The 21782-nt window shown below is 59.1% G+C and carries 20 protein-coding genes and 1 pseudogene; 5 read left to right on the top strand and 16 right to left on the bottom strand.

Annotated features, from left to right (window positions below; genetic code table 11):
* Positions 1-167 precede the first annotated feature (167 nt).
* Positions 168-1325, top strand: a complete 1158-nt coding sequence (locus CXQ82_RS04455) for a phospholipase (protein ID WP_101266512.1) — start codon at positions 168-170, stop codon at positions 1323-1325.
* A gap of 193 nt (positions 1326-1518) precedes the next feature.
* Here CXQ82_RS04455 and CXQ82_RS04450 read toward each other — a convergent pair whose 3' ends face one another.
* The 8 genes from CXQ82_RS04450 to rplM form a co-directional block, all read right to left on the bottom strand.
* The gene (locus CXQ82_RS04450) at positions 1519-2268 is read right to left on the bottom strand and encodes a FadR/GntR family transcriptional regulator (protein ID WP_101266510.1); all 750 of its coding nucleotides are present in this window, start codon (positions 2266-2268) and stop codon (positions 1519-1521) included.
* A 158-nt stretch (positions 2269-2426) separates the two neighbouring features.
* Positions 2427-2846: a ClpXP protease specificity-enhancing factor gene (locus tag CXQ82_RS04445; protein WP_101266507.1), complete on the bottom strand. Its 420-nt coding sequence runs from the start codon at positions 2844-2846 to the stop codon at positions 2427-2429.
* Between the two features lie 17 nt (positions 2847-2863).
* The gene (locus tag CXQ82_RS04440; protein WP_005784778.1) at positions 2864-3481 is read right to left on the bottom strand and encodes a glutathione S-transferase N-terminal domain-containing protein; all 618 of its coding nucleotides are present in this window, start codon (positions 3479-3481) and stop codon (positions 2864-2866) included.
* A 149-nt stretch (positions 3482-3630) separates the two neighbouring features.
* The gene (locus tag CXQ82_RS04435) at positions 3631-4413 is read right to left on the bottom strand and encodes a cytochrome c1 (RefSeq protein ID WP_101266504.1); all 783 of its coding nucleotides are present in this window, start codon (positions 4411-4413) and stop codon (positions 3631-3633) included.
* Positions 4413-5624: a cytochrome bc complex cytochrome b subunit gene (locus tag CXQ82_RS04430; protein WP_017734511.1), complete on the bottom strand. Its 1212-nt coding sequence runs from the start codon at positions 5622-5624 to the stop codon at positions 4413-4415. The genes CXQ82_RS04435 and CXQ82_RS04430 overlap by 1 nt, the downstream gene beginning before the upstream one ends.
* Positions 5624-6220, bottom strand: a complete 597-nt coding sequence (gene petA, locus CXQ82_RS04425; RefSeq protein WP_101266502.1) for a ubiquinol-cytochrome c reductase iron-sulfur subunit — start codon at positions 6218-6220, stop codon at positions 5624-5626. Before petA ends, CXQ82_RS04430 begins: the two co-directional genes overlap by 1 nt.
* 266 nt (positions 6221-6486) lie before the next feature.
* On the bottom strand, positions 6487-6879 hold the full coding sequence (gene rpsI, locus CXQ82_RS04420) for a 30S ribosomal protein S9 (protein ID WP_003171743.1): 393 nt from the start codon (positions 6877-6879) through the stop codon (positions 6487-6489).
* Between the two features lie 14 nt (positions 6880-6893).
* A complete protein-coding gene (gene rplM / locus CXQ82_RS04415; protein WP_003171742.1) occupies positions 6894-7322 on the bottom strand; it encodes a 50S ribosomal protein L13 in 429 nt (142 codons plus the stop codon).
* Between the two features lie 248 nt (positions 7323-7570).
* Here rplM and CXQ82_RS04410 point away from each other — a divergent pair, with 248 nt between their 5' ends.
* Entirely contained in the window at positions 7571-8611 is a 1041-nt protein-coding gene (locus CXQ82_RS04410; RefSeq protein WP_101266500.1) for an NADP(H)-dependent aldo-keto reductase, read from the top strand.
* Positions 8612-8735: 124 nt separating this feature from the next.
* Here CXQ82_RS04410 and CXQ82_RS31835 read toward each other — a convergent pair whose 3' ends face one another.
* Positions 8736-9260: an acyl-CoA dehydrogenase family protein gene (locus CXQ82_RS31835; protein ID WP_371917351.1), complete on the bottom strand. Its 525-nt coding sequence runs from the start codon at positions 9258-9260 to the stop codon at positions 8736-8738.
* Positions 9261-9278: 18 nt separating this feature from the next.
* Positions 9279-9871: pseudogene (locus CXQ82_RS31830) on the bottom strand (acyl-CoA dehydrogenase family protein); the annotation flags it as partial.
* Between the two features lie 220 nt (positions 9872-10091).
* Between CXQ82_RS31830 and CXQ82_RS04400 the strand changes: the two are divergent.
* On the top strand, positions 10092-11012 hold the full coding sequence (locus CXQ82_RS04400) for a GlxA family transcriptional regulator (RefSeq protein WP_177409942.1): 921 nt from the start codon (positions 10092-10094) through the stop codon (positions 11010-11012).
* Positions 11013-11152: 140 nt separating this feature from the next.
* On the opposite strand, the gene zapE is transcribed toward CXQ82_RS04400, so the two are convergent.
* The 3 genes from zapE to CXQ82_RS04385 form a co-directional block, all read right to left on the bottom strand.
* Positions 11153-12247, bottom strand: a complete 1095-nt coding sequence (gene zapE / locus CXQ82_RS04395) for a cell division protein ZapE (RefSeq protein ID WP_101266496.1) — start codon at positions 12245-12247, stop codon at positions 11153-11155.
* A gap of 79 nt (positions 12248-12326) precedes the next feature.
* Positions 12327-13682 (bottom strand): tryptophan--tRNA ligase, encoded by a 1356-nt coding sequence (locus tag CXQ82_RS04390; protein ID WP_101266493.1) that lies wholly within the window; start codon positions 13680-13682, stop codon positions 12327-12329.
* Between the two features lie 24 nt (positions 13683-13706).
* Positions 13707-14336 (bottom strand): alpha/beta hydrolase, encoded by a 630-nt coding sequence (locus CXQ82_RS04385; RefSeq protein ID WP_101266490.1) that lies wholly within the window; start codon positions 14334-14336, stop codon positions 13707-13709.
* A 147-nt stretch (positions 14337-14483) separates the two neighbouring features.
* Here CXQ82_RS04385 and CXQ82_RS04380 point away from each other — a divergent pair, with 147 nt between their 5' ends.
* A complete protein-coding gene (locus tag CXQ82_RS04380; RefSeq protein WP_017138275.1) occupies positions 14484-14921 on the top strand; it encodes a YhcB family protein in 438 nt (145 codons plus the stop codon).
* A 209-nt stretch (positions 14922-15130) separates the two neighbouring features.
* Here CXQ82_RS04380 and CXQ82_RS04375 read toward each other — a convergent pair whose 3' ends face one another.
* Positions 15131-16855, bottom strand: a complete 1725-nt coding sequence (locus CXQ82_RS04375; RefSeq protein ID WP_101266487.1) for an ABC transporter ATP-binding protein/permease — start codon at positions 16853-16855, stop codon at positions 15131-15133.
* A 239-nt stretch (positions 16856-17094) separates the two neighbouring features.
* On the opposite strand from CXQ82_RS04375, the gene CXQ82_RS04370 reads away from it, so the two are divergent.
* Positions 17095-19743: a dermonecrotic toxin domain-containing protein gene (locus CXQ82_RS04370; protein ID WP_256581876.1), complete on the top strand. Its 2649-nt coding sequence runs from the start codon at positions 17095-17097 to the stop codon at positions 19741-19743.
* Positions 19744-19824: 81 nt separating this feature from the next.
* Here CXQ82_RS04370 and CXQ82_RS04365 read toward each other — a convergent pair whose 3' ends face one another.
* Together CXQ82_RS04365 and CXQ82_RS04360 are read right to left on the bottom strand one after the other, a co-directional pair.
* Complete coding sequence (locus tag CXQ82_RS04365) at positions 19825-20385, bottom strand: response regulator transcription factor (protein ID WP_003171731.1); 561 nt, start codon at positions 20383-20385, stop codon at positions 19825-19827.
* Positions 20378-21640, bottom strand: coding sequence for an ATP-binding protein (locus CXQ82_RS04360; protein WP_101266485.1), 1263 nt, complete (start codon positions 21638-21640; stop codon positions 20378-20380). The genes CXQ82_RS04365 and CXQ82_RS04360 overlap by 8 nt, the downstream gene beginning before the upstream one ends.
* Between the last annotated feature and the right edge of the window lie 142 nt (positions 21641-21782).

Here is a 21782-nt window from a genome sequence, read left to right as displayed (position 1 = left end):
TGGCACATCGCCTTCGCGAGCAAGCCCGCTCCCACAGGGGGGGGTGCGGTGTGTGTGGGGTTATTCGGTGAGTTTCTTGACGTAGGAAATTATTCCTCTATGATCGATTTAACTGTATGTATATACAGTTATTACGGAAAATTCCTACGACATAGCAAGGAGCTAACATGTCAGGTCTTGAACTCGCAGCACCCGAAAAAACCCCACCAACCCTGCGCTTCGAAGGCGGTGAGCACACCGCCATCGGCGATGACACCCTGCTGCGCTTCGCCAAGGACGCGCCGGCGATTCCCGCACGACAAGTCGAACTGCACCTGCCCAACGGACTGGCACTCACCTATGGCCAAGTGATCGCCCTGGGCGGTGATTTTTATGGCATCCCGGGCCAGCCCATCAGTGACGGCACCTCGCCTGCCGAGCGCGTGCAACGCTTCGGTGCGGCCTTCAACTCGCTGGCGGTACTCCCCGCCTCGCGGGAGGAAGCGCAGAAGATCCTCGCGGTGATGCAAAAGGAGATCAACGCGGTCAACCAGGTGATCAAGGAGGGGAAGCAGGCCCATGAAGCCTACGACGCCTTGGGCGATAGCCTATCCGAGGAGTGGAACCGTATTACCGGCGGCGGCAGCGCGGTTTCGGCGCTGATTCCGCTGGGGCGCTACTTGAAGCTGGCGGCGGACAACGCCGACCACTTCGGCGAGTGGGCTCTGTCGGCCTACCTGGCAGGCCATACGGCGGCGCTGCAACAGGCGGTTGTGGCGCACCAGACCGGCACCGACCAGGCCCTGGAACTGGCGTATGCGATGAACAGTTTCGCTGATCACTTTTTGACCGACCTGTTTTCCGCCGGGCACCTGCGCGTCCCGCGCAAACAGTTGGCGGCGGTGGTGACTCCAGGTGAGTTGGGTTCGCTGATCAGCCGCTTCATGCACGATGAAGACAGCAAGTTCGGGCTCAAGGTGCGCAATGCCATGGGTGACCAGTGGCACGCGTATGGGGATAAACGCTACTTCGACGCCATCGACGCGGACAATCGGGTGCAGGTCAAACGCGCGGTACAGGCCTCGGCTGATGAGATCTTCGAAACCTTTATCAGCGGCGTAGCGCCCTCCCCGGCCGGCTTCAAGGCCCCGCTGTATGTGCCGGACCTGAATGCCGCACAGAACCCGGCGAATAACTTCTCGCCGCTGTTCAAGGTGGAGGGTGACAAGGTACTGCGCCGCAAGGATGTGAATGACCTGAACGACAAGCACTGGACCAATGATTGGTGGGGTTGGAGTACTTATCTGCTGCTCAAGGACTACAAGCCGAACACGCCTGCCAACTAAATCGACACGCAATTCCAAATAATGGAGATCAACTGTGGCGAGCGGGCTTGCCCGCGCTGGGCTGCGCAGCAGCCCCAAAGTCAGGCACTGAGTTCTTTTCAGGAAAAACTCAGTGCCTTTAATGGGGCTGCTGCGCAGCCCAACGCGGGCAAGCCCGCTCGCCACAAGGGAATGTATCTGTTTTATTTCACGATTAGTTGCGCTGCGCCTCTGCCTCTTCATGGGCATGGCGCAGCCGCTCACGGCTGTTGGTCAAATGCAGGCGCATGGCCGCTCGCGCCGCGTCCGAATCCTTGCGGGCAATCGCCTCATAAATCTCTTCGTGTTCGCGGCTCAGGCGGTCCATGTAGTGCTGGTGGTCGTCATGGGCCAGGCGCGCTGAATTCAGGCGGGTACGCGGGATGATGCTGGTACCCAGGTGGGTCATGATGTCGGTGAAGTAGCGGTTGCCGGTGGACAGCGCGATTTCCAGGTGGAAGGCGAAGTCCGAAGCGACCGCGTCGCCGGCGTGCGCCGCGCTTTCATTCAGCGCATCGAGTGCCGCGCGCATGGCCGCCAGTTGTTCATCGCTGCGACGCAATGCAGCAAGGCCGGCGGACTCCACTTCCAGGCTGATACGCAGTTCCAGGATCGCCAGCACGTCACGCAAGGTCACCACCGTGGCCGGGTCGATGCGGAAGCCGCTGGGGCTTGGCGTGTCCAACACAAAGGTGCCGATGCCGTGGCGGGTTTCAACCTGCCCGGCCGCTTGCAGGCGCGAGATAGCCTCACGCACCACGGTACGGCTGACCCCATGGGCATCCATGATCGCCGACTCGGTGGGCAGCTTGTCGCCACGCTTGAGTTGGCCGTCGCGGATTTGCTCGGACAACACCGTGACCAGTTCCTGGGCAAGGCTGCGGCGCTTGCGGGGAAGACGAGGGGCGGTGTTGGCGTTTTCCATAATGGATCATCTTTCTCGGCGAACTTGAGGATGCATGATAGCCCATGGCGGTTGTACGATCACCGTTCTATCACGACTTTCATTTATATCCTGCGCGCAAAAAAATGCCCCGGCACAGGCCGAGGCATCTTTATGGCTTACCCGAAGGTTAAAGCCACTTACTTCACCACTTTCAGGCTCGGCCGACCGCTTGGGCGCGGTGGCTCGGCATCCGGTGGCGGCAGATCATCACCGTCTTCGCTTTCGATCGCTTCGTCATCCTCGAAAGGCGACTCCAGATCAAACACCATGCCTTGGCCATTTTCCCGGGCATAGATCCCGAGAATGGCACCGATCGGCACGAACAGCGTATGCGGCACACCGCCGAAACGCCCTTCGAAGCTCACGGCTTCATTGTCCATGTGCAGGTGGCGCACGGCGCTGGGTGATACGTTCAGCACGATCTGCCCGTCACTGGCGAAACCCTGCGGCACATCCACCTTGGGGAATTCAGAATTGACCAGCATGTGCGGGGTGCAATCGTTGTCCACAATCCACTCGTAGAGCGCGCGGACCAAATAAGGTCGACTGGAGTTCATCAGCGGCTCCTTAAGCCTTAGCGCATATCGCGTTCGACACCAGACAGACTCGCCTGGAAAGCCTCACGCGCAAACTGGCGCTCCATGTAATCAAGCAACGGCTTGGCAGGCCGTGGCAGTTCAATACCGAGAATCGGCAAACGCCAGAGTATCGGTAATAGGCAGCAATCGACCAAACTTTGTTCCTCACTGAGGAAAAAAGGTTTATCGGCGAACAATGGAGAAACGCCGGTCAGGCTTTCACGCAATTCCTTACGTGCCTGCACCCGAGCAGCTTCTTTACTGCGTGAATCCAGAATCACATCCACCAACCCGCACCAGTCACGCTGGATCCGATGGATCAGCAGGCGGCTGTTGGCACGAGCCACCGGATACACCGGCAGCAAAGGCGGATGAGGGTAACGCTCATCCAGGTATTCCATCACCACGGTTGACTCCCACAACGCCAGGTCACGATCGACCAGGGTGGGCAAGCTGCCGTAAGGGTTCACTTCGATCAGTTTCGGCGGATGACGGCCCGCCTCCACACTGATGATCTCGGCGCTGACACCCTTCTCTGCGAGCACGATGCGTACTCGGTGGGAATAGTGGTCGGCGGGGTCGGAGTAACAGGCCAACCGATTGGTCACGCCCATGGCGGTCCTCCTCGCTTGTTGAAATTATCGAAAGCTCAAAAACGAGCGCGCCCAGAGAGCATCCCTGTAGTGCCTGGTTGAACCAGACCGCTACGTATTCAGAGATGCCGCTGGGCGCGCAAGATTAACAGCAATTGCTTACGGTTGGATCAATGCACATCCTTCCAGTATTCGCGTTTGAGCAGATAGGCGAATACGAAGAAGAAAGCCAGGTACAGCAAGACGTACGTACCGATGCGCTGATGCTGCAATTTGACCGGGTTGGCCGAGTAGGCCAGGAAGGTCACCAGGTTCTTGACCTTCTCGTCGAACTGCTCTTCATTCAGCGTACCGGTCTTGGGCACGATGGTCAGTTGATCACACGCTTCATGAGTGAGGGGCGTGCCGGTCAACGGATCATATTGCTTCTTGCCGTCTTCAACGACCTGAACCTGCTTGCATCCTACCACTTGGCGACCCTGCAGGCCGACCAGAACGTTAGGCATGCCGACGTTCGGGAAGACTTTGTTGTTCACGCCATACGGGCGCGCCGGGTCTTCGTAGAAGGACTTAAGGTAACCGTAGAGCCAATCGGTACCGCGTACACGGGCCACCAGGGTCAGATCGGGCGGCGCAGCGCCGAACCAGGTCTTGGCGTCGGCGGGCTGCATGCCGATGCTCATGTGGTCACCGATTTTCGCACCGGTGAACACCGAGTGGCTGAGCATCACGTCATGGGGGATACCCAAGTCGTCGGCCACACGCTCGTAACGCTGGAACTTAGCGCTGTGGCAGCCCATGCAGTAGTTGGTGAAGGTACGCAGACCGTCCTGCATCGCGGCCTTGTCAGACACGTCGATATCGACTTTTTCCAGCTCCGGGCCGCCGTGCTCGGCAGCGAAGGACAGTAGCGGCAGCGCCGCAAGCATCAAAGCAACGAATAACTTTTTCATCAGCCAGTCACCCTTTCCGGAACCGGTTTGGTCTTCTCGAGCCGGGTGTAGAACGGCATCAGAATGAAGTAGGCGAAGTACAGGAAGGTGCAGACCTGCGACAGCAACGTACGCTCAGGGGTCGGCGCCAAAACGCCGAGTACGCCCAGGATCACAAATGCAATGCAGAACACCCACAGCCAGATCTTGCTCAGCCAGCCCTTGTAGCGCATGGACTTGACCGGACTGCGGTCGAGCCAAGGCAACACGAACAGCACCGCGATGGCCGCGCCCATGGCGATTACGCCCATGAGCTTGTCGGGGATCGCCCGCAAGATCGCGTAGAACGGCGTGAAGTACCACACGGGCGCAATGTGCTCAGGTGTCTTGAAGGCGTTGGCCTGTTCGAAGTTGGGTTTTTCGAGGAAATAACCGCCCATCTCCGGGAAAAAGAACACGATCGAGCAGAACACGAACAGGAACACCACCACACCGACAATGTCTTTCACGGTGTAGTACGGGTGGAAGGGAATGCCATCCAGCGGGATGCCGTTCTCGTCCTTATGCTTCTTGATGTCGACGCCATCCGGGTTGTTCGAACCCACTTCGTGCAGCGCCAGGATGTGCAGCACCACCAGCCCGAGGATCACGATGGGCAGCGCGACGACGTGCAGGGCGAAGAAGCGGTTCAGGGTGATGCCGGAAATCAGGTAGTCACCACGGATCCACTGCGTCAGGTCGTTGCCGATCACCGGGATCGCACCGAACAGCGAGATAATCACCTGGGCGCCCCAGTACGACATCTGGCCCCACGGCAGCAGGTAGCCCATGAAGGCCTCGGCCATCAGCGCCAGGTAGATCAGCATGCCGAACACCCACACCAGCTCACGCGGCTTCTGGTACGAGCCATACAGCAGGCCACGGAACATGTGCATGTAGACCACGATGAAGAACGCCGACGCGCCGGTGGAGTGCAGCAGACGCAGGATCGAGCCGTACTCGACGTCACGCATGATGTACTCGACGGAGGCGAACGCCTCTTCCGCCGATGGCGTATAGCTCATCGTCAGCCAGACGCCGGTGACGATCTGGTTGACCAGCACCAGCAGTGCCAGGGAGCCGAAGAAGTAGAAGAAGTTGAAGTTTTTTGGCGCGTAATACTTGCTGAGATGGTCTTCCCACATTTTGGTGGCGGGGAAGCGCGCATCCACCCAATCCATGAACTTGCTCATCAGGCTTTCTCCCCCTGGTCGACACCGATAATCACGATACTGTCAGTCTCGTATTGATGCGGCGGAACCGGCAGGTTCAAGGGTGCGGGCTGAGACTTGTAGACGCGGCCGGCCAGGTCGTAGTGCGAACCGTGGCAAGGGCAGAAGTAGCCACCCACCCAGTCCTTGCCAAGGTCGGCAGGAGCAACTTCCGGGCGGAAGGTAGGCGAGCAACCCAGGTGGGTGCAGATACCGATCAGCAGCAGAATCTCTGGCTTGATCGAGCGAACTTCCTTATCGACGTAGGCGGGTTGGTCGGAGTTCTTTGAGTCGGGGTCAGACAGTTGACCTTCGATTTTCTTCAGATTCCCCAGGATTTCCTCGGTACGGCGAACGATGAAAACCGGCTGGCCGCGCCACTCAGCAATCATCTGCTGGCCTGGCTCAATCTTGCTGATATTCACCTTCACCGGTGCACCTGCGGCTTTCGCCTTGGCACTGGGAAACCATGACCCCACGAACGGGACCGCAGCCCCCACCGCTCCTGCAGCACCCACCACGGATGTGGCTGCTACCAAGAAGCGACGCCGGCCTGCATTCACGCCGTCATTGCTCATTCAGTCCTCTCCCATCAGCTTTTTGGCCTGTTAAATCAGGCGTCTACTAAGTGTTGAATCTTTTACTTATAAAAATTTTGTCGGATGGTAATGAAAAGCCCCACGTATGACAAGGGAATTGCCCGGACCTGCGCCTCCAGGCCTTGTAGTATAGGGGGTCTACGGATGTGGCAAGTTGTCACGGCGTTTTTTTGCATAAATCGTAGGCAATAAAAAACGCCCAGCTCCGTGAGGAGGCTGGGCGTTTTTGTGGAACGTAAAGCGAATTAACGCTTCGAGTACTGCGGACGCTTACGCGCTTTACGCAGACCGACTTTCTTACGTTCAACTTCACGAGCATCGCGAGTAACGAAGCCAGCTTTGCGCAGAGCGCCACGCAGGGTTTCGTCGTACTGCATCAGAGCGCGAGTGATACCGTGGCGGATTGCGCCAGCTTGACCACTTACACCGCCACCGATAACGGTGACGTAGATGTCGAACTTTTCAACTGTCTCGGTCAGTTCCAGCGGCTGACGAACTACCATGCGGGCAGTTTCGCGACCGAAGAAGTTGTCCAGAGTGCGGTTGTTGATCGAGATGTTACCAGTGCCCGGACGCAGGAAAACGCGTGCGGTTGCGGTTTTGCGACGGCCAGTGCCGTAATTTTGAGTCGCCGACATAATGAACTATTCCGTTAAAACTTCAGTTCTTGGGGCTGCTGAGCAGCATGAGGGTGTACAGCGCCCGCATAGACTTTCAGCTTGCGAAACATATCGCGACCCAGTGGGCCCTTAGGCAGCATACCTTTGACCGCGATTTCGATCGGGGCTTCAGGCTTCTTGGAGATCAGACCTTCGAAGTTCGAAGACTTGATACCGCCTGGGAAACCGGAGTGACGGTAGTACATTTTGTCTTGCGCTTTGTTGCCGGTAACACGTACCTGCTCAGCGTTGATGATCACGATGTAGTCACCGGTGTCAACGTGAGGGGTGTACTCAGGCTTGTGCTTGCCACGCAGACGGCTGGCGACTTCAGTGGCCAGACGACCCAGGGTCTGACCAGCGGCGTCGACGACAAACCAGTCGCGCTGAACTGTTTCCGGTTTTGCAGTAAAAGTTGTCATTCTTTAATAGCCTCAGGGGCCGCCCTGTAAATTAGACGGCGGATCTTACTGAATAGTGCGTACTTTGACAAGTCAAAGGCAGCCGGATACAGACGCTATCGGGGGCTCGGGTCGGCGCGTCCGTTCAACGGCAAGATTCTTCGGCAGGCGGCGCATCACTTCCACTGCAGAAAGAGGTGGGCAATTATGCAGATTGCGAAAAAAAATTCAACCTGCTTTTATGATTGTTTTCCCCGAAGGAGTACCCGATGGATTATCGACAGCTGGGCCGCACCGATCTGAACGTGAGCGCCATCGCCTTGGGCACCATGACCTGGGGCGAGCAGAACAGCGAGGCAGAGGCCTTCGCGCAGATCGAGCGGGCCAAGGCCGCGGGGATCAACTTCCTCGACACGGCCGAAATGTACCCGGTGCCGCCCAAGGCCGACACCTATGCCACCACCGAACGCTATATCGGCAATTACTTCAAAAGCCGTGGCGATCGTGCCGACTGGGTCCTCGCCAGCAAGATCGCCGGCCCCGGCAACACCATCGACTATATCCGCGACGGCCACCTGCGCCACAACCGCAAGCACATCGTCGAGGCCCTGGATGCCAGCCTCAAGCGCCTGCAAACCGACTGGATCGACCTCTACCAGTTGCACTGGCCGGAACGCAGCACCAATTTCTTCGGCCAACTGAGCTACAAGCACAAGGACGAAGACGACCTCACCCCGCTGGAGGAAACCCTCGAAGCGCTGGACGAACAGGTGAAGGCCGGTAAGATCCGCCACATCGGCCTGTCCAACGAAACCCCGTGGGGCACCATGAAATTCCTGGCCCTGGCCGAAGCCCGGGGCTGGACCCGCGCGGTGTCGATCCAGAACCCCTACAACCTGCTCAACCGCAGCTTTGAAGTGGGTTTGGCGGAAGTCGCCATCCGCGAACAATGCGGCTTGCTGGCCTACTCGCCGCTGGCGTTCGGCATGCTCAGCGGCAAATACGAAAACGGCGCACGCCCGGCCAAGGCACGCCTGACCGAATACAGCCGCTTCAGCCGCTACTTCAACCCGCAGTCGGAAGCGGCGTGCAGCCGTTATGTGGCGCTGGCGCGGGAACATGGCTTGGACCCGGCACAGATGGCGTTGGCGTTCGTGACACAGCAGCCGTTTGTGACCAGCAATATCATTGGCGCCACCTCGCTTGAGCAGTTGGATAGCAACATTGCCAGTGCTGATCTGAAGCTGTCGAAGGAAGTGCTGGAAGGGATTGAGGCGATTCAGAAGGATCATCCGAACCCGGCGCCTTGATTGATCCTTAGGCCGCCATCGGGGGCAAGCCCCCTCCCACACTTGACCGAGTACATCCATTTGGAATGCGATCGAATGTGGGAGGGGGCTTGCCCCCGATAAGGCCCTCAGTAGCACCACAAAATCAAAGCGCCCGCGCAATAATCTCCTTCATGATCTCGTTCGTCCCCGCATAAATCCGCTGCACCCGCGCATCCGCCCAGGCCCGGGCGATCGGGTATTCCCACATGAAGCCGTAACCGCCGTGCAACTGCACGCACTCGTCGAGCACCTTGCATTGCAGGTCGGTAGCCCAGTACTTGGCCATCGCAGCCGTAGGCACGTCCAGCTTGCCTTCCAGGTGCAAGGCCATGCATTGGTCGACAAACACGCGGCCGATCTGAATCTCGGTGGCCATCTCCGCCAGCTTGAACCGGGTGTTCTGGAAATCGGCAATCGCCTTGCCGAACGCCTTGCGCTCGCGGGTGTACTCCAGGGTCCATTGCAACGCCGCCTCGGCTGAGGACAACGCACCAATCGCCACGGTCAGGCGCTCCTGGGGCAACTCCTGCATCAAGTACGCGAAGCCCATGCCCGCCTGGCCCAGCAGGTTTTCCTTGGGTACGCGCACATCCTGGAAGAACAGCTCCGAGGTGTCCTGGGCCTTCATGCCGACCTTCTCCAGGCGCTTGCCCTTGGCGAAGCCCGGCGTGTCCGCTTGCACCAGGAACAGGCTGGTGCCCTTGGCGCCGGCCTTGGGGTCGGTCTTGGCGACCACGATCACCAGCTCGGCGAGAAAGCCGTTGGTGATAAACGTCTTGGAGCCGTTGATCACGTATTCATCGCCGTCGAGCACGGCGGTGGTCTTGACCCCTTGCAAGTCCGACCCGGCCCCCGGCTCGGTCATGGCGATGGCCGTGACCATCTCGCCGGAGATCAGCTTGGGCAGGTATTTGTGCTTCAGCGCCTCACTGCCGTAATGCAGGATATACGGCGCAACAATATCCGAATGCAGGGAAAAACCGATGCCGGTCAGGCCCAACCGGCTGATCTCTTCAATCACCACCGCGCTGTACAGAAAGTCCGCACCCAGGCCGCCGTATTCTTCCGGCAGGTGGGAGCAGAGCATCCCCGCCTCCCCCGCCTTGCTCCACAGGCCACGGTCGATATAGCCCTGCTCTCCCATTGCGCGTGGAACGGCGCGGCGTCTTTTTCGAGAAAGGTGCGCACGCTGTCACGGAAGAGTTCGTGCTCGGGGCTGAACAAGGTTCTGGGGATCATGGCTCACCTGCGTGGATTGTCGGACAAAAACAAGCCCACAGAGCCTATGCCGCGAAGACGTCACGGGACACTGGACACATGCGACAAAAAATAAGACGATCCAGCCGTCTGGTGACCACTTTCCCCTATAAGAATAAATGAAATTATGTCTAACCAAATCTCCACGCCGTTACGGCGCGTCAGCATTTTGGCCATTGATCGGGTATTCGCTTCAACCCTCATGCAAGCCAAGGATTTCTTCCACCTCGCCAGCCTGCGTTACGGCAAACAGCTAGGCCTGGGCCTGACCCCGGCGTTCGAATCGCGCGTGGTCAGCCCCGACGGGCAATCGGTGCGCAGCTTCAGTGATGTGATCATGCCGGTGGACGGCGGCCTCGAAGACGCCGACATCATCGTGCTACCGGCCTTCTGGGATGACTTCGACGCCCTGTGCACGCGCTACCCGCAAGTGCTGCCCTGGCTGCGCGAACAACACGCACGCGGCGCCGTACTCTGCGGCGAGGCCACCGGGGTGTTCTGGCTCGCCGAAGCCGGCCTGCTCGATGGCAAGGAGGCGACCACCTACTGGCGCTTCTTCAATGCCTTCAGCGAACGCTTCCCCAACGTTCAGCTCAACCAGGACAAGCACCTCACCGATGCCGACAACCTGTATTGCGCCGGCGGCACCACCTCGGCGTGCGACCTGTATATCTACCTGATCGAACGTTTCTGCGGCGCCAACATTGCCCAGGCCGTGGCCCGTGACATTCTGTATGAAGTGCAGCGCAGCTATTCACCTGGGCGCATCGGGTTTGGTGGGCAGAAGCTGCACCAGGACGTGATCATCCTGCAGATCCAGCACTGGCTCGAAGAACATTTCGCCGACAAGTTCCGCTTTGAAGATGTCGCTCGGGAACACGGCATGAGCATCCGCAACTTCATGCGCCGCTTCCAGACCGCCACCGGCGACAAGCCGCTGCACTACCTGCAACGCCTGCGGATTGAAACCGCCAAGGGCCTGCTCTCGGGCAGCCGCAAGAGCATCAAGACCATCAGTTACGAGGTGGGTTACGACGATGCGAGTTTCTTTGCGCGGCTGTTCAGGCAGCACACCGAGTTGTCGCCGAACCAATACCGCCAGCAATTCCAGCAGGCCGCGTAAGCCAGGTCAAACACTGTAAAAGATGTGGGAGGGGGCTTGCCCCCGATGGCAGAGTGTCAGTCACTGTAGATATTGACTGATGCACCGCTATCGGGGGCAAGCCCCCTCCCACATTGGATCTCTAATGTTCTGGAGAACGATTAAGGTTTGTGGCCGCGCGACAGGAACTCGTGGGACTGCATCTCGAGCAGACGGCTCAAGGTGCGCTGGAACTCGAAGTTCAAGCGCCCGCCGGTGTAGAGATCCTTCAGCTCGACTTCCGCCGAGATGATCAGCTTCACGTTACGGTCGTAGAACTCATCGACCATGTTGATGAAACGGCGCGCGATGTCGTCGGTGGTGACGCCCATCTGCTCCACGCCGCTGAGGATCACCGCGTGGAAGATCTTGCCCAGTTCGATGTAGTCGTTCTGGCTGCGCGGGCCGTCGCAGAGCGCGCGGAAATCGAACCAGGCCACGTCATCGCAGGTACGCAGCGCGATGATTTCGCGGTTTTCGATCATCAACTTGTCGTTTTCCACCGCCTGGGTGCATTCCGGCGTGAGGGCGCGGAAGCTTTTGCGCAGGCTTTCGTGCGCCGCTTCGTTCAGCGGGAAGTGGAACAGCTCCGCTTGTTCAAGGTGACGCAGGCGGTAGTCGACGCCGCTGTCGACGTTGACGATCTCGGTGTTCTGCTTGATCAGCGCAATCGCCGGCAGGAAGCGCGCGCGCTGCAGGCCGTCCTTGTACAGGCCGTCGGGCACGATGTTCGAGGTGGCAACCAGGGTCACGCCGTTCTTGAACAGTTCTTCCATCAGGGTGCCGAGGATCATGGCGTCGGTGATGTCGGAGACGAAAAACTCATCGAAACAGATCACCCGCGCCTCATCGGAGAAACGCTTGGCGATGATGGTCAGCGGGTTTTTCTCGCCCGGCAGGGTTTTCATCTCTTCGTGCACGCGCTTCATGAAGCGGTGGAAGTGAGTACGGACCTTTTCCTTGAACGGCAGCGCTTCGAAGAAGGTGTCTACCAGGTAAGTCTTGCCCCGGCCGACGCCGCCCCAGAAGTACAGGCCCTTGACCGGCGTGTGGTCTTTCTTGCCAAACAGCTTGCTGAACATCCCCGGCTTGCTCTGCGAGGCCGCGACCAGGTCGTCGTACAGGCGCTGCAAATGACGCACCGCCGTTTCCTGGGCCGCGTCATGGAAGAATTCAGGGCGTTTCAGATCAGCTTGATATCGTTCTAGGGGCGTCATAATTTCGTTAGCAAGGCAACAAAAACGGGCCGTCACTGTAACGACGGCCCCGGATAATGGCAATCAACCCTTGGTCGGGTTAATCCTCGGTTGGGGTCAACGCGATGCGCAGCGCGGCAATGGCCGCATCACGGGAGGCCGCGTCGGCGAACTCGGTGCTGTCGGCCACTGCCGCGTCGTCCAGCCATACGCTGAAGCCCAGGGCCTCGGGGCGCACGTCGAGCATCACGCCGCTTTGCAACTGCTTGGTCACCGCGCCGGCCGCTTTGCCGTCAGCAAAGTTGCGCGACAGCAGCAGTTGCTCGCCATCCGCCGCCAGCAGGCGGAAGCGGAAGCTGCCATCGTCTTCACGGAAGCTCACGAAACGCGCGGCTTTCGCGGTTTTCTTCTTGGTCGCGACTGGCGCCGCCGCCTGGTTGACGAACGAACGCAGGCCCACCGCTTCGCGCAGTTCAGCCAGGAACGGTGCCGCCACGGCACGGGCCTTCTTGGCGCCGACCAGCAGCAGGTCTTCCATGTCCGACGGGCGCGACATCAGTTGGTGATAACGCTCGCGCGCTTCCCCAAGCTGGCCGTCCAGCAGTTGGAACAGACGGCTCTTCGCCTCGCCCCAGCCCAGGCCTTGCAGCAGTTCTGCGTGGAATTCTTGTTCCTGGGCCTTGGTGGCAAACGCCTGGTACAGAGTGAACAGGTGCGAGTTGTCCGGGTCCTTGGCTTCGCCGGGCGCGCGCGAGTCGGTGACGATCCGCGAGATCGCCTCTTTCATGTCCTTGGCGCTGGTGAACAACGGGATGGTGTTGTCGTAGCTCTTGGACATCTTGCGGCCGTCCAGGCCCGGCAAGGTGGCGACGCTTTCTTCGATCAGCGCCTCGGGCATGGTGAAGAATTCTTTGCCGTTGCCGAACAGGTGGTTGAAACGCTGGCCGATGTCACGGGCCATTTCCACGTGCTGGATCTGGTCACGCCCTACCGGCACCTTGTGCGCGTTGAACATCAGGATATCCGCCGCCATCAGCACCGGGTAGCTGTACAGGCCCATGGTGATGCCCGCATCCGGGTCTTCGCCGGCTTCCACGTTCTTGTCCACCGACGCCTTGTAGGCGTGGGCGCGGTTGAGCAGGCCCTTGGCCGCCACGCAAGTCAGCAGCCAGGTCAGCTCGGGGATTTCCGGGATGTCGGACTGGCGGTAGAACGTCACCCGGTTCACATCCAGGCCACCGGCCAGCCAGGTCGCGGCGATTTCCATGCGCGAGCGCTGGATGCGCTGCGGGTCATCGCATTTGATCAGGGCGTGGTAGTCGGCCAGGAAGTAGAAGGAGTCGGCATTGGCATCCTGGCTGGCGAGGATCGCCGGGCGGATCGCACCGGCGTAGTTGCCCAGGTGCGGCGTGCCGGTGGTGGTGATGCCGGTGAGGATACGGGTACGAGTCGTCATGGGTAATCGCTTATCAGACTGCTATCAATTCGAGAGACGCGGCAGCACCAGATCCTTGAGATCGGTGAGCTTGCCGTGAAAAAAGTGTCCGCATTCTGCCACTTTCAGCAGCTCATGGGGGCGTTTGAGGGCGGCGGACCAGTCGTAGACGATTTGCGGCTCGACCACTTCGTCGGTTTCCGGCTGGATCAGGGTCAGCGGGCAACCTTGTGGCAGCACATCGGTTTCGCGCAGGCGCATCACCGCAGCGGCGACCATGAACAGGTGCGCGAGCTTTTCACCCTTGGCTTCCAGGCGGCCGCCGAGACTTGCCGCAACATAACCGCCAAACGAAAACCCAAGCAAGGTGATCGGCAGGTCGGGGTGTTTTTCCCGCAGCCAGGTGGCGGCCGCTTCGGCATCGTCCACTTCACCGGTGGCCATGTCGTGGGTACCGGCACTCGCGCCGACGCCCCGGTAATTAAAACGCAAAGTAATCAAACCGGCATCGCGGGCGGTGCGTTGCAGGGTCGAAACGACTTTATTGAGCATGGTCCCGCCCTGCACCGGGTTAGGGTGGCAGATCAGCGCCAGGCCACGTGGCTCGGGGTGATCCAGGTACAAGGCTTCCAATTGGCCCACCGGGCCATCGATCAAAACGGGGGTTTCACGCATGAGCAAGGAATGAACTCCGTGACCTCTCAAAGGGTCGACTCGTCTAGCTAAAAGTCTGTGCATGGCATCATTGCGAGCTTAATCGCGGTATACAGCGCAGGTCCGAGCCGTTAACGTAAAGCAAAGCCGTTTATAGAGGAAGGACTCGTGGAACACTCGCTCTTAGTTTGGTTGTTGCCGACTCTTGCCCTGGTTGCCGGTGTCGCCATTGGTTTCCTGGTTGCTCGCTTGCTGCCGAATGCCGCGCCTAACCGCACGCAGCGTCAGTTGGATGACATTCAGGAACGTTTTGACAGTTATCAGAACGAGGTTGTTACCCACTTCAACAGCACCGCGACCCTGGTCAAGAAGCTCACCCAGAGCTACCAGGAAGTACAGGATCACCTCGCCGATGGCGCCAACCGCCTGGCCCTCGACGACATCACCCGTCAGCGTCTGCTGGCCGCGCTGCATTCCGATGCACCGCAAGCTCCACGCGAGCGCCTGACCCCACCCCGGGAAAACCAGGAGCCGCCACGGGACTACGCGCCAAAAACGCCGAACGCCCCAGGCATGCTGGATGAGCATTACGGCTTGAAGAAGTAAGCCCTCTTCAAGCACTGAAAAAGCCCGGCTGATCGATGATCAGCCGGGCTTTTTTGTGCTTGCTCACTCGCCGGAACAATGAGGTCAAATGTGGGAGGGGGCTTGCCCCCGATAGCAGTGGGTCAGTCAACCTATCTTTAACTGACACACCGTTATCGGGGGCAAGTCGAATCGTCGCACCGCCCCTCCCACATTGACCGAGTCAGGCTTTAAGCCACGGGTTGTTCCTGCAACAACCCACCCTCGATCCGCACATGCCGCCCATGGAAGCGCTTGAGGCTGCTGCGGTGCCCGACACTCACAATGCTCAAGCCCGGCAGCTCATCGATCAACGCCTGATACAGCGTCGCCTCGTCCTCTTCATCCATCGCCGAGGTGGCCTCGTCCATGTACAGCCATTGCGGCGCGAACAACAAAGCGCGGGCAAACGCCAGCCGTTGCTGCTCACCCGGCGAGAGCATGCGCTGCCAGTGGTTGGCCTCGTCCAGGCGCGCGACCAGATGTGGCAGGCGGCAGGTTTCCAGGACCTGTGCATAACGTTCTGCCGAGTAAACGCTGTCGTCCTGTGGATAACTCAACACGGCTTTGAGAGTGCCAATCGGCAGGTAGGGCTTCTGTGGCAGGAACAGGTAACGCGCCGCCGGCAGGCGAATGCTGCCATGGCCCGCCGGCCACAGATGGCCCATCGCACGCAGCAAGGTGGACTTGCCGCTGCCGGAGCGGCCGCTGAGCATCAGGCGCTGCCCCGGCTCTACGCTCATGTCAGCATCGGTGAGCAAGTGGCGGCCGTCCGCGAGGTCCATGCCCAGGTTCTGCACGACCAGGCGTTCGCCTTCGGCGCGCACATCAATCGCCGGTGGGCGCTGTTCGTTGTCACTCATCGCCTGGTGGAAGCTCAGCAGACGGTCGCTGGTAGCGCGCCACGCCGCCAGCTCGGAGTACGCGTCGATAAACCAGCTGAAATTCTCCTGCACGTTGCCGAACGCCGAGTTGATTTGCATCAGCTCGCCCAGCTCGATCTTGCCGGTGAAGTAACGCGGCGCGGCGACGATAAACGGGAAGATGATTGCTATCTGGCTGTAGCCGGCGGTAAAAAAGGTCAGGCGCTTGGACACTTGCATGATGTCCCAGAAGTTGTGCCAGACCTTGCCGAAGCGTGCGCTGAGGCGCTGGTTCTCATTCGGCTCGCCGTTGTACAGGGCGATGCTCTCAGCGTTCTCGCGCACGCGCACCATGGAGAAACGCAAGTCCGCTTCGAAGCGTTGTTGTCTATTGCTGAGGCCGATCAGGCGACGGCCGATCAGGTGCGTCAACCAACTGCCCACGGCGGCGTAGAGCAACGCGCACCAGAACATGTAGCCGGGGATGGTGATGCCGAACACTTCGATGCTACCCGACACGCCCCACAGGATGATCGAGAACGACACCAGGCTGACCACGTTGCGCAGCAGCCCCAGGCCGAGGCTCAAGGTACTGGAGGTGAAGTTGTTGAGGTCTTCGGAAATGCGCTGGTCCGGGTTATCGGTGTAGCCGCCCTGCTCCAGCTGATAGTAGTTCTTGTGCGCGAGCCAGCGCGCGAAGTGCTTTTCGGTGAGCCAGGCACGCCAGCGAATGGTCAGCATCTGGGTCAGGTACAGGCGGTACACCGCGCCCAGAATCGCCACGGCAGCGATCCCGCCGAAATAGCCGATCAGTTGCCAGAAGGCGGCGGTGTCCTTCTTCTCCAGGGCGTTGTAGAAGTCTTTGTACCAGTGGTTGATCCACACCGAAATCGCCACGCTGAACAGCGACAGCGCGATCACCGCCGCCAGCAGCAACCAGGCCTTGCCCTTCTCTTCACTGCGCCAATAAGGCGTGATCATCGCCCAGGTTCGGCGAAAGAATTGCCCACGCACTGCGTCGTTGACCGCGGAATACTCAGCGTTCTGATTCATCGTTCAGGCTCGGTAAGGAAAAGTGACAGGCGTTTGAACCGATCATAGACGATCGGTTCAGCGCTCCGTGCGGCCTGAGGCAGGTTGTTCAGTCGCCGTTCAGCACCGTAGCGGGCGCCCTTCCCACCGGTGTTTTAGAAACTACTCACGCACGAACCGGAACTCATCCTATGTACGCGCCCACATAAACGGACGATCACATTCGATTTTTCCACTGTACGTACCGAGTTCTCACTTTTATGCAAATCGGCCCGAGCGTTTTAACGCCCCACCAGTACACAGCTGCTGATCAGCCAGATGAATCGATCCCGAGCCAGCGGCGCAGGCGTGCAATCAACGAGAAGGCGCCAGACGAACAACAATTAGTACTGGCCATCAAACCCAATGCGCTCTCACAGGGCGGGGGCTATAAACAAACCAGCGTCGATCCCGATCCCGGCAAGAGCGTCGCAAATAGTCAGAAAACACCGACCGCCACCGACCTTGGCCTCAACATCAACGTAGACCCCGCGACTAAAGAAATCTCCAAGGCGTTCAAAAGTATCGAGCAGGAAGCCTCTGACTTTCTCAAAGAAAAATTCGCGGAAATGAAAGCCCAGGAACCCGACCCAGCCAAAAAACAAAAATGGGATATTGATCCCGATAACACTTACCTGGTTACTTACGATTACAACCGCGAGGAAAAAGAGCCTTACCCAGCGAAGATCACCCAGAGGATCTCATTGACTCAGGCGCTCATAACAAATGCGCAACATACCCCTGAAGGAAAAGGCTATAGCGTTCCCTTCTTTGAAGGAGGGCCGAATGTTAAAGCTCAGGACTCTGTGACAACGCACACACCAAAATTTTATGACCTCAACAGCCGCGTTCATCCCCACAGCCAAGAGGCCGACATTACCCATAGCTACCAAGGCATTTACACCGTGTCGCCGGAGGCATCCTCATCGGCATACAACGCGTCAAACCAGAGCTCAATCCCCCCGGCAGAGTTTAAAAAGCTCATCTGGAAAGCTGACTTCCAAAAGCCCTACACGGAATTTCTGGATCAGTTCTGGAATAGCCATAAAGAAAAATACCCGGTGCTGGCCAAGGCTGCCTTCGTAAAGTCTGCGATGGCCCAGCATCAAGAGGGAAGTCTGACCGCAGAGGGCCGGGCATTGGTCATGCGGGCAGCCGGGCTGCCCGGCAATCAGGACTCGTGGCCTGATATCAACTATGAAGCACTGGAAAAAAATCCCGCGAAGGACCCCAACCTTGAAGTTGGCCTGCTCAAAATAGGCGCCTACACCTCCACAGACCTTATGTACATTACCGATAAAAAGGTAACGTTCGACACCAATGGCAATAAGATTGCGCCGCTCACATTACTGTATATACCGGGCAACTCTTCGCCCCTTCATAGCTTCAATAGCCCAGCCGAAATGAGGACATGGTTGGCCGCACAAATGGCTGACCCGCTCAAGCGCAATGCGCTGGCCTCACACTTCCCTCTTAAAGACAAACCTGACGGCTGGCAACGCGCCGGTATAGACGAGACGCTTGCAGGGCTTGGAGCCTGGCCGGAAAAACGTGAAACCCCAGGCGGACTGCTTTCCTATAACCATCGCGCGTTCAGCGGCAAATGGGACCCTCAGGAATTCATTACAACCGAACCGACTAATCTGCCCTTCGAAGAAATCACCAAACGCCAAAAAGATCGGTCCTATGCGGATGCCGATATCAAGATAACCAGTGATGCAGACATCACCAAAAACAAGATTCTGTCGGGCTTTGAAAAGGCGACAAAAGCCGCACTGTTCCTAACCCCGCTGGCATTGATGATGCCGGAAGTGGCGTTGGCGCTGGATGCCTTCTATTTTGCGAACGCTGCCGCTACCGTGGGTATTGGTATTGACGACGAAGTACAGGGCAAACCGAAAGGCACTGAGCGAATTGTGTTTGGTACTTTCAATGCAGCGTTGGTGGTGGCCCCTCATATCGCAGAAGCCGTGAAAGGTGGTGAGGGCGGAGTGAACAAAATCACCTCCAATACACTGATGAGCCCCGAACCCGAAGAGTCGCTGAGTTCGAACTTAGCCGCCGACGCCGCCAGCCCTCCTCCGCCGTTGCCTGACTACAGCGCTCACGCACTGCCGGATAACTTTCTCGACGGGCGTACGATAAGGGGCGACGGTACCTATCAAGTCGCAGACGAGTTCTATATCAGATTCACCGACGGCACCGGCGAGAGCAAAGTATTTCAGGTCGAACGGTTCTATAAGGGCGGTGGCAACCCCATTCGGGTGGTTGACCCTGTCACCAGGAATCAGGTGATGATCCTTGTGCCGACAAATAATGGCGAATGGCGATTGGCCAACAATCTCGGCGGTGGGCGTAAACAACTAAATTCAATCAACCAAACACGACCTAAACCGCAAGAGCGTACGATCGCAAAAGACAGCGTTGCTCTACGCGATTCAACCAATCAGCAATTGGCCAATCATCAAGATTGGCAATCGATAACCGATTCGGGGATGCACAATGGGCAACCCGTTTATATTCACTACACCGACAAAGCCGGAGCAGAAGCGATTGCCCGGGAACACGCTATTACTGATTCAGCGCGCGGTGAAACACGCGCGGGTTCAAAAGGCGGCGTGTACGTTAACCCCCCCGGCCAGCAATTCAACGCAGCGAATGTCGAAAACTTGCTGTTCCTGGGCAATGAACGCTATGTGGGCAGGGGTGACTACATGGTGATATTCAGCACTGACCAAGTTCCACAGGACTTGGGGGCGGTGACCGCCGGCAGCCCGTTTGTTGAGCTTAAGATGCCCAAGGAAATCAAACTGACACCGTCAAACTTTGTGTATTCAGGGCCGAACAGGTTTCCCGACTATTTCGGTTGAGGGCGCCTGCGGGGAATGATCGCGGCGCCTGTGCAATGGCCGGACAGTTTCCGGCTCAGGTGCACAACCTCTCCTGAATGCTCAGCGGCGTACCGGGCGCTTTTGCAGTTTGCGCTGCAAAGTACGGCGGTGCATGCCGAGGGCGCGGGCGGTGGCGGAGATGTTGCCTTCGTGCTCGGTGAGTACGCGCTGGATGTGCTCCCACTGCAGACGGTCCACCGACATCGGGTTTTCCGGCACCAGGGTGTCGAGGTCGGCGTGCTCGGAGAGCAAGGCAGCCAGCACGTCGTCGGCGTCCGCCGGCTTGCACAGGTAGTTGCAGGCGCCGCGCTTGATGGCCTCGACGGCGGTGGCGATGCTGGAGTAACCGGTGAGGATCACCACGCGCATTTCCGGGTCGAGTTCCAACAGCTTGGGCAGCAGCACCAGGCCAGAGTCGCCGTCCATTTTCAGGTCGAGCGCGGCGTAGTCCGGCAGGTCGGCCTGGGCGATGGTCAGGCCCTCTTCGGCGGAGCCTGCGGTACTCACGCGGAAACCGCGACGGCTCATGGCGCGCGCCATCACGCGGGTAAACGTGGCGTCGTCATCTACCAGCAGCAGGTGCGGCAGTTCTTCGCCTTCGACTTGGATCTCGTCACTCATCGATATCTCCTCGTGCGACACGGGGCAGGCGCAGCTCGGTGAGCGTGCCGCCTTCCTCATGACTATAGAGCTTCACTGAGCCGCCCGCGCGGGTCACGCTGGCCTTGCTCAAAAACAGGCCGAGGCCGAAGCCTTTGCCCTTGGTGGTAAAGAATGGTTTGCCGATCTGCTCGGCAATGGCCAACGGCACGCCCGCGCCGTGGTCACGAATGCTGATGGTCACGTCTTCCGCGTCCCAGTCCAGCTGCACGCCCAAGCCTTCGGGGCAGGCGTCAGCGGCGTTGTTCAACAGGTTGAGCAGCGCTTGGGTCAGGTCCGGCGGTGGCGCCATGCGCGGCACACTGCCCTGGCCCAACAGGTGGAAGCGGTAACTGGCTTCGGGACGCATCAGGTGCCAGCGGTTGAGGGCTTCGTCGAGCCACTGGGTCACGTCTTGCATCTCCACCGCCAGGCGGCGATTGGCTTCGGCAGCGCGCACCAATTGCTGCAAGGTCTGCTTGCACTGTTTGACCTGTTCGCGCAGCACGCCGAGGTCTTCCTGCAACGCCGGGTCGTGATGGTCCTGGGTCATTTCGTTGAGCAGCACGCTCATGGTTGCCAGCGGTGTACCCAGCTCGTGGGCGGCCCCGGCAGCCTGGGTGGCGACCGCCAGCAGTTGCTGGTCGCGCAGGCCTTCTTCACGACGAATGGCGCGCAGTTCTTCCTGGCGGCGCAGCTCTTCAGCCATACGTGCGGCAAAGAAGGTGATGACGGCGGCAGACAGCGCAAAACTCAGCCACATCCCGTAGATCTGCAGGTTTTCCCGGGCGATCGGGAAGGTTTGCAACGGATAGAACCGCGCCAGCAACAAGGTGTACAGGGTCAGCGCGATGCCCGACAACACCACCGAGTAGCGCCACGGCAAGGTCACTGCGGCGATGGTCAGCGGCACCAGGTAATAAGAAACGAACGGGTTGGTGGAACCACCGGAGAAATAAAGCAACACACTGTGGATAAACAGGTCGCAGGCCAGTTGCAGGGCGTATTCCAACTCGGTCACCGGCCACGTGGTGCGCAACCGGATAGCGGTGAACACACACAGCACGATGGAAAAACCGAGGGTCACGCCCAGTTGCAGCCAAGGCAGCGGCAGCAGGTCGAACCAATACGCGAGCCCGACAGAGCCAGCCTGTGCGGCCAGTACCAGGGTACGGATAAACGTCAGTCGCCAAAGGTTCTGGCGGGTGGCGGAAGTCAGTTTTACGGCGGCGAGCATGAGCTCTCCCGGTGAGCGCTGCAGGCGGATCGGCAGGAGTATAAACGAAGCCGACCCGTCGGCACGGCGCGTGTGGCTCTTTGCCGCAGGCCGGGCAGGCTACCGTTCGTCGGCGCCGCGACAACTTGTTGTGAATGTGTAA

The sequence above is a fragment of the Pseudomonas sp. S09G 359 genome (assembly GCF_002843605.1).
Lineage (GTDB): Bacteria > Pseudomonadota > Gammaproteobacteria > Pseudomonadales > Pseudomonadaceae > Aquipseudomonas.
This window is presented reverse-complemented; position numbering and strand designations above follow the sequence as displayed.

Bases quoted from the DNA above. Each gene is read 5' to 3' on its own strand.
- CXQ82_RS04455 (WP_101266512.1), top strand. From the start codon at position 168: ATGTCAGGTCTTGAACTCGCAGCACCCGAAAAAACCCCACCAACCCTG.
- CXQ82_RS04450 (WP_101266510.1), bottom strand. From the start codon at position 2,268: ATGGAAAACGCCAACACCGCCCCTCGTCTTCCCCGCAAGCGCCGCAGC.
- CXQ82_RS04445 (WP_101266507.1), bottom strand. From the start codon at position 2,846: ATGAACTCCAGTCGACCTTATTTGGTCCGCGCGCTCTACGAGTGGATT.
- CXQ82_RS04440 (WP_005784778.1), bottom strand. From the start codon at position 3,481: ATGGGCGTGACCAATCGGTTGGCCTGTTACTCCGACCCCGCCGACCAC.
- CXQ82_RS04435 (WP_101266504.1), bottom strand. From the start codon at position 4,413: ATGAAAAAGTTATTCGTTGCTTTGATGCTTGCGGCGCTGCCGCTACTG.
- CXQ82_RS04430 (WP_017734511.1), bottom strand. From the start codon at position 5,624: ATGAGCAAGTTCATGGATTGGGTGGATGCGCGCTTCCCCGCCACCAAA.
- petA (WP_101266502.1), bottom strand. From the start codon at position 6,220: ATGAGCAATGACGGCGTGAATGCAGGCCGGCGTCGCTTCTTGGTAGCA.
- rpsI (WP_003171743.1), bottom strand. From the start codon at position 6,879: ATGTCGGCGACTCAAAATTACGGCACTGGCCGTCGCAAAACCGCAACC.
- rplM (WP_003171742.1), bottom strand. From the start codon at position 7,322: ATGACAACTTTTACTGCAAAACCGGAAACAGTTCAGCGCGACTGGTTT.
- CXQ82_RS04410 (WP_101266500.1), top strand. From the start codon at position 7,571: ATGGATTATCGACAGCTGGGCCGCACCGATCTGAACGTGAGCGCCATC.
- CXQ82_RS31835 (WP_371917351.1), bottom strand. From the start codon at position 9,260: ATGAAGGCCCAGGACACCTCGGAGCTGTTCTTCCAGGATGTGCGCGTA.
- CXQ82_RS04400 (WP_177409942.1), top strand. From the start codon at position 10,092: ATGCAAGCCAAGGATTTCTTCCACCTCGCCAGCCTGCGTTACGGCAAA.
- zapE (WP_101266496.1), bottom strand. From the start codon at position 12,247: ATGACGCCCCTAGAACGATATCAAGCTGATCTGAAACGCCCTGAATTC.
- CXQ82_RS04390 (WP_101266493.1), bottom strand. From the start codon at position 13,682: ATGACGACTCGTACCCGTATCCTCACCGGCATCACCACCACCGGCACG.
- CXQ82_RS04385 (WP_101266490.1), bottom strand. From the start codon at position 14,336: ATGCGTGAAACCCCCGTTTTGATCGATGGCCCGGTGGGCCAATTGGAA.
- CXQ82_RS04375 (WP_101266487.1), bottom strand. From the start codon at position 16,855: ATGAATCAGAACGCTGAGTATTCCGCGGTCAACGACGCAGTGCGTGGG.
- CXQ82_RS04370 (WP_256581876.1), top strand. From the start codon at position 17,095: ATGCAAATCGGCCCGAGCGTTTTAACGCCCCACCAGTACACAGCTGCT.
- CXQ82_RS04365 (WP_003171731.1), bottom strand. From the start codon at position 20,385: ATGAGTGACGAGATCCAAGTCGAAGGCGAAGAACTGCCGCACCTGCTG.
- CXQ82_RS04360 (WP_101266485.1), bottom strand. From the start codon at position 21,640: ATGCTCGCCGCCGTAAAACTGACTTCCGCCACCCGCCAGAACCTTTGG.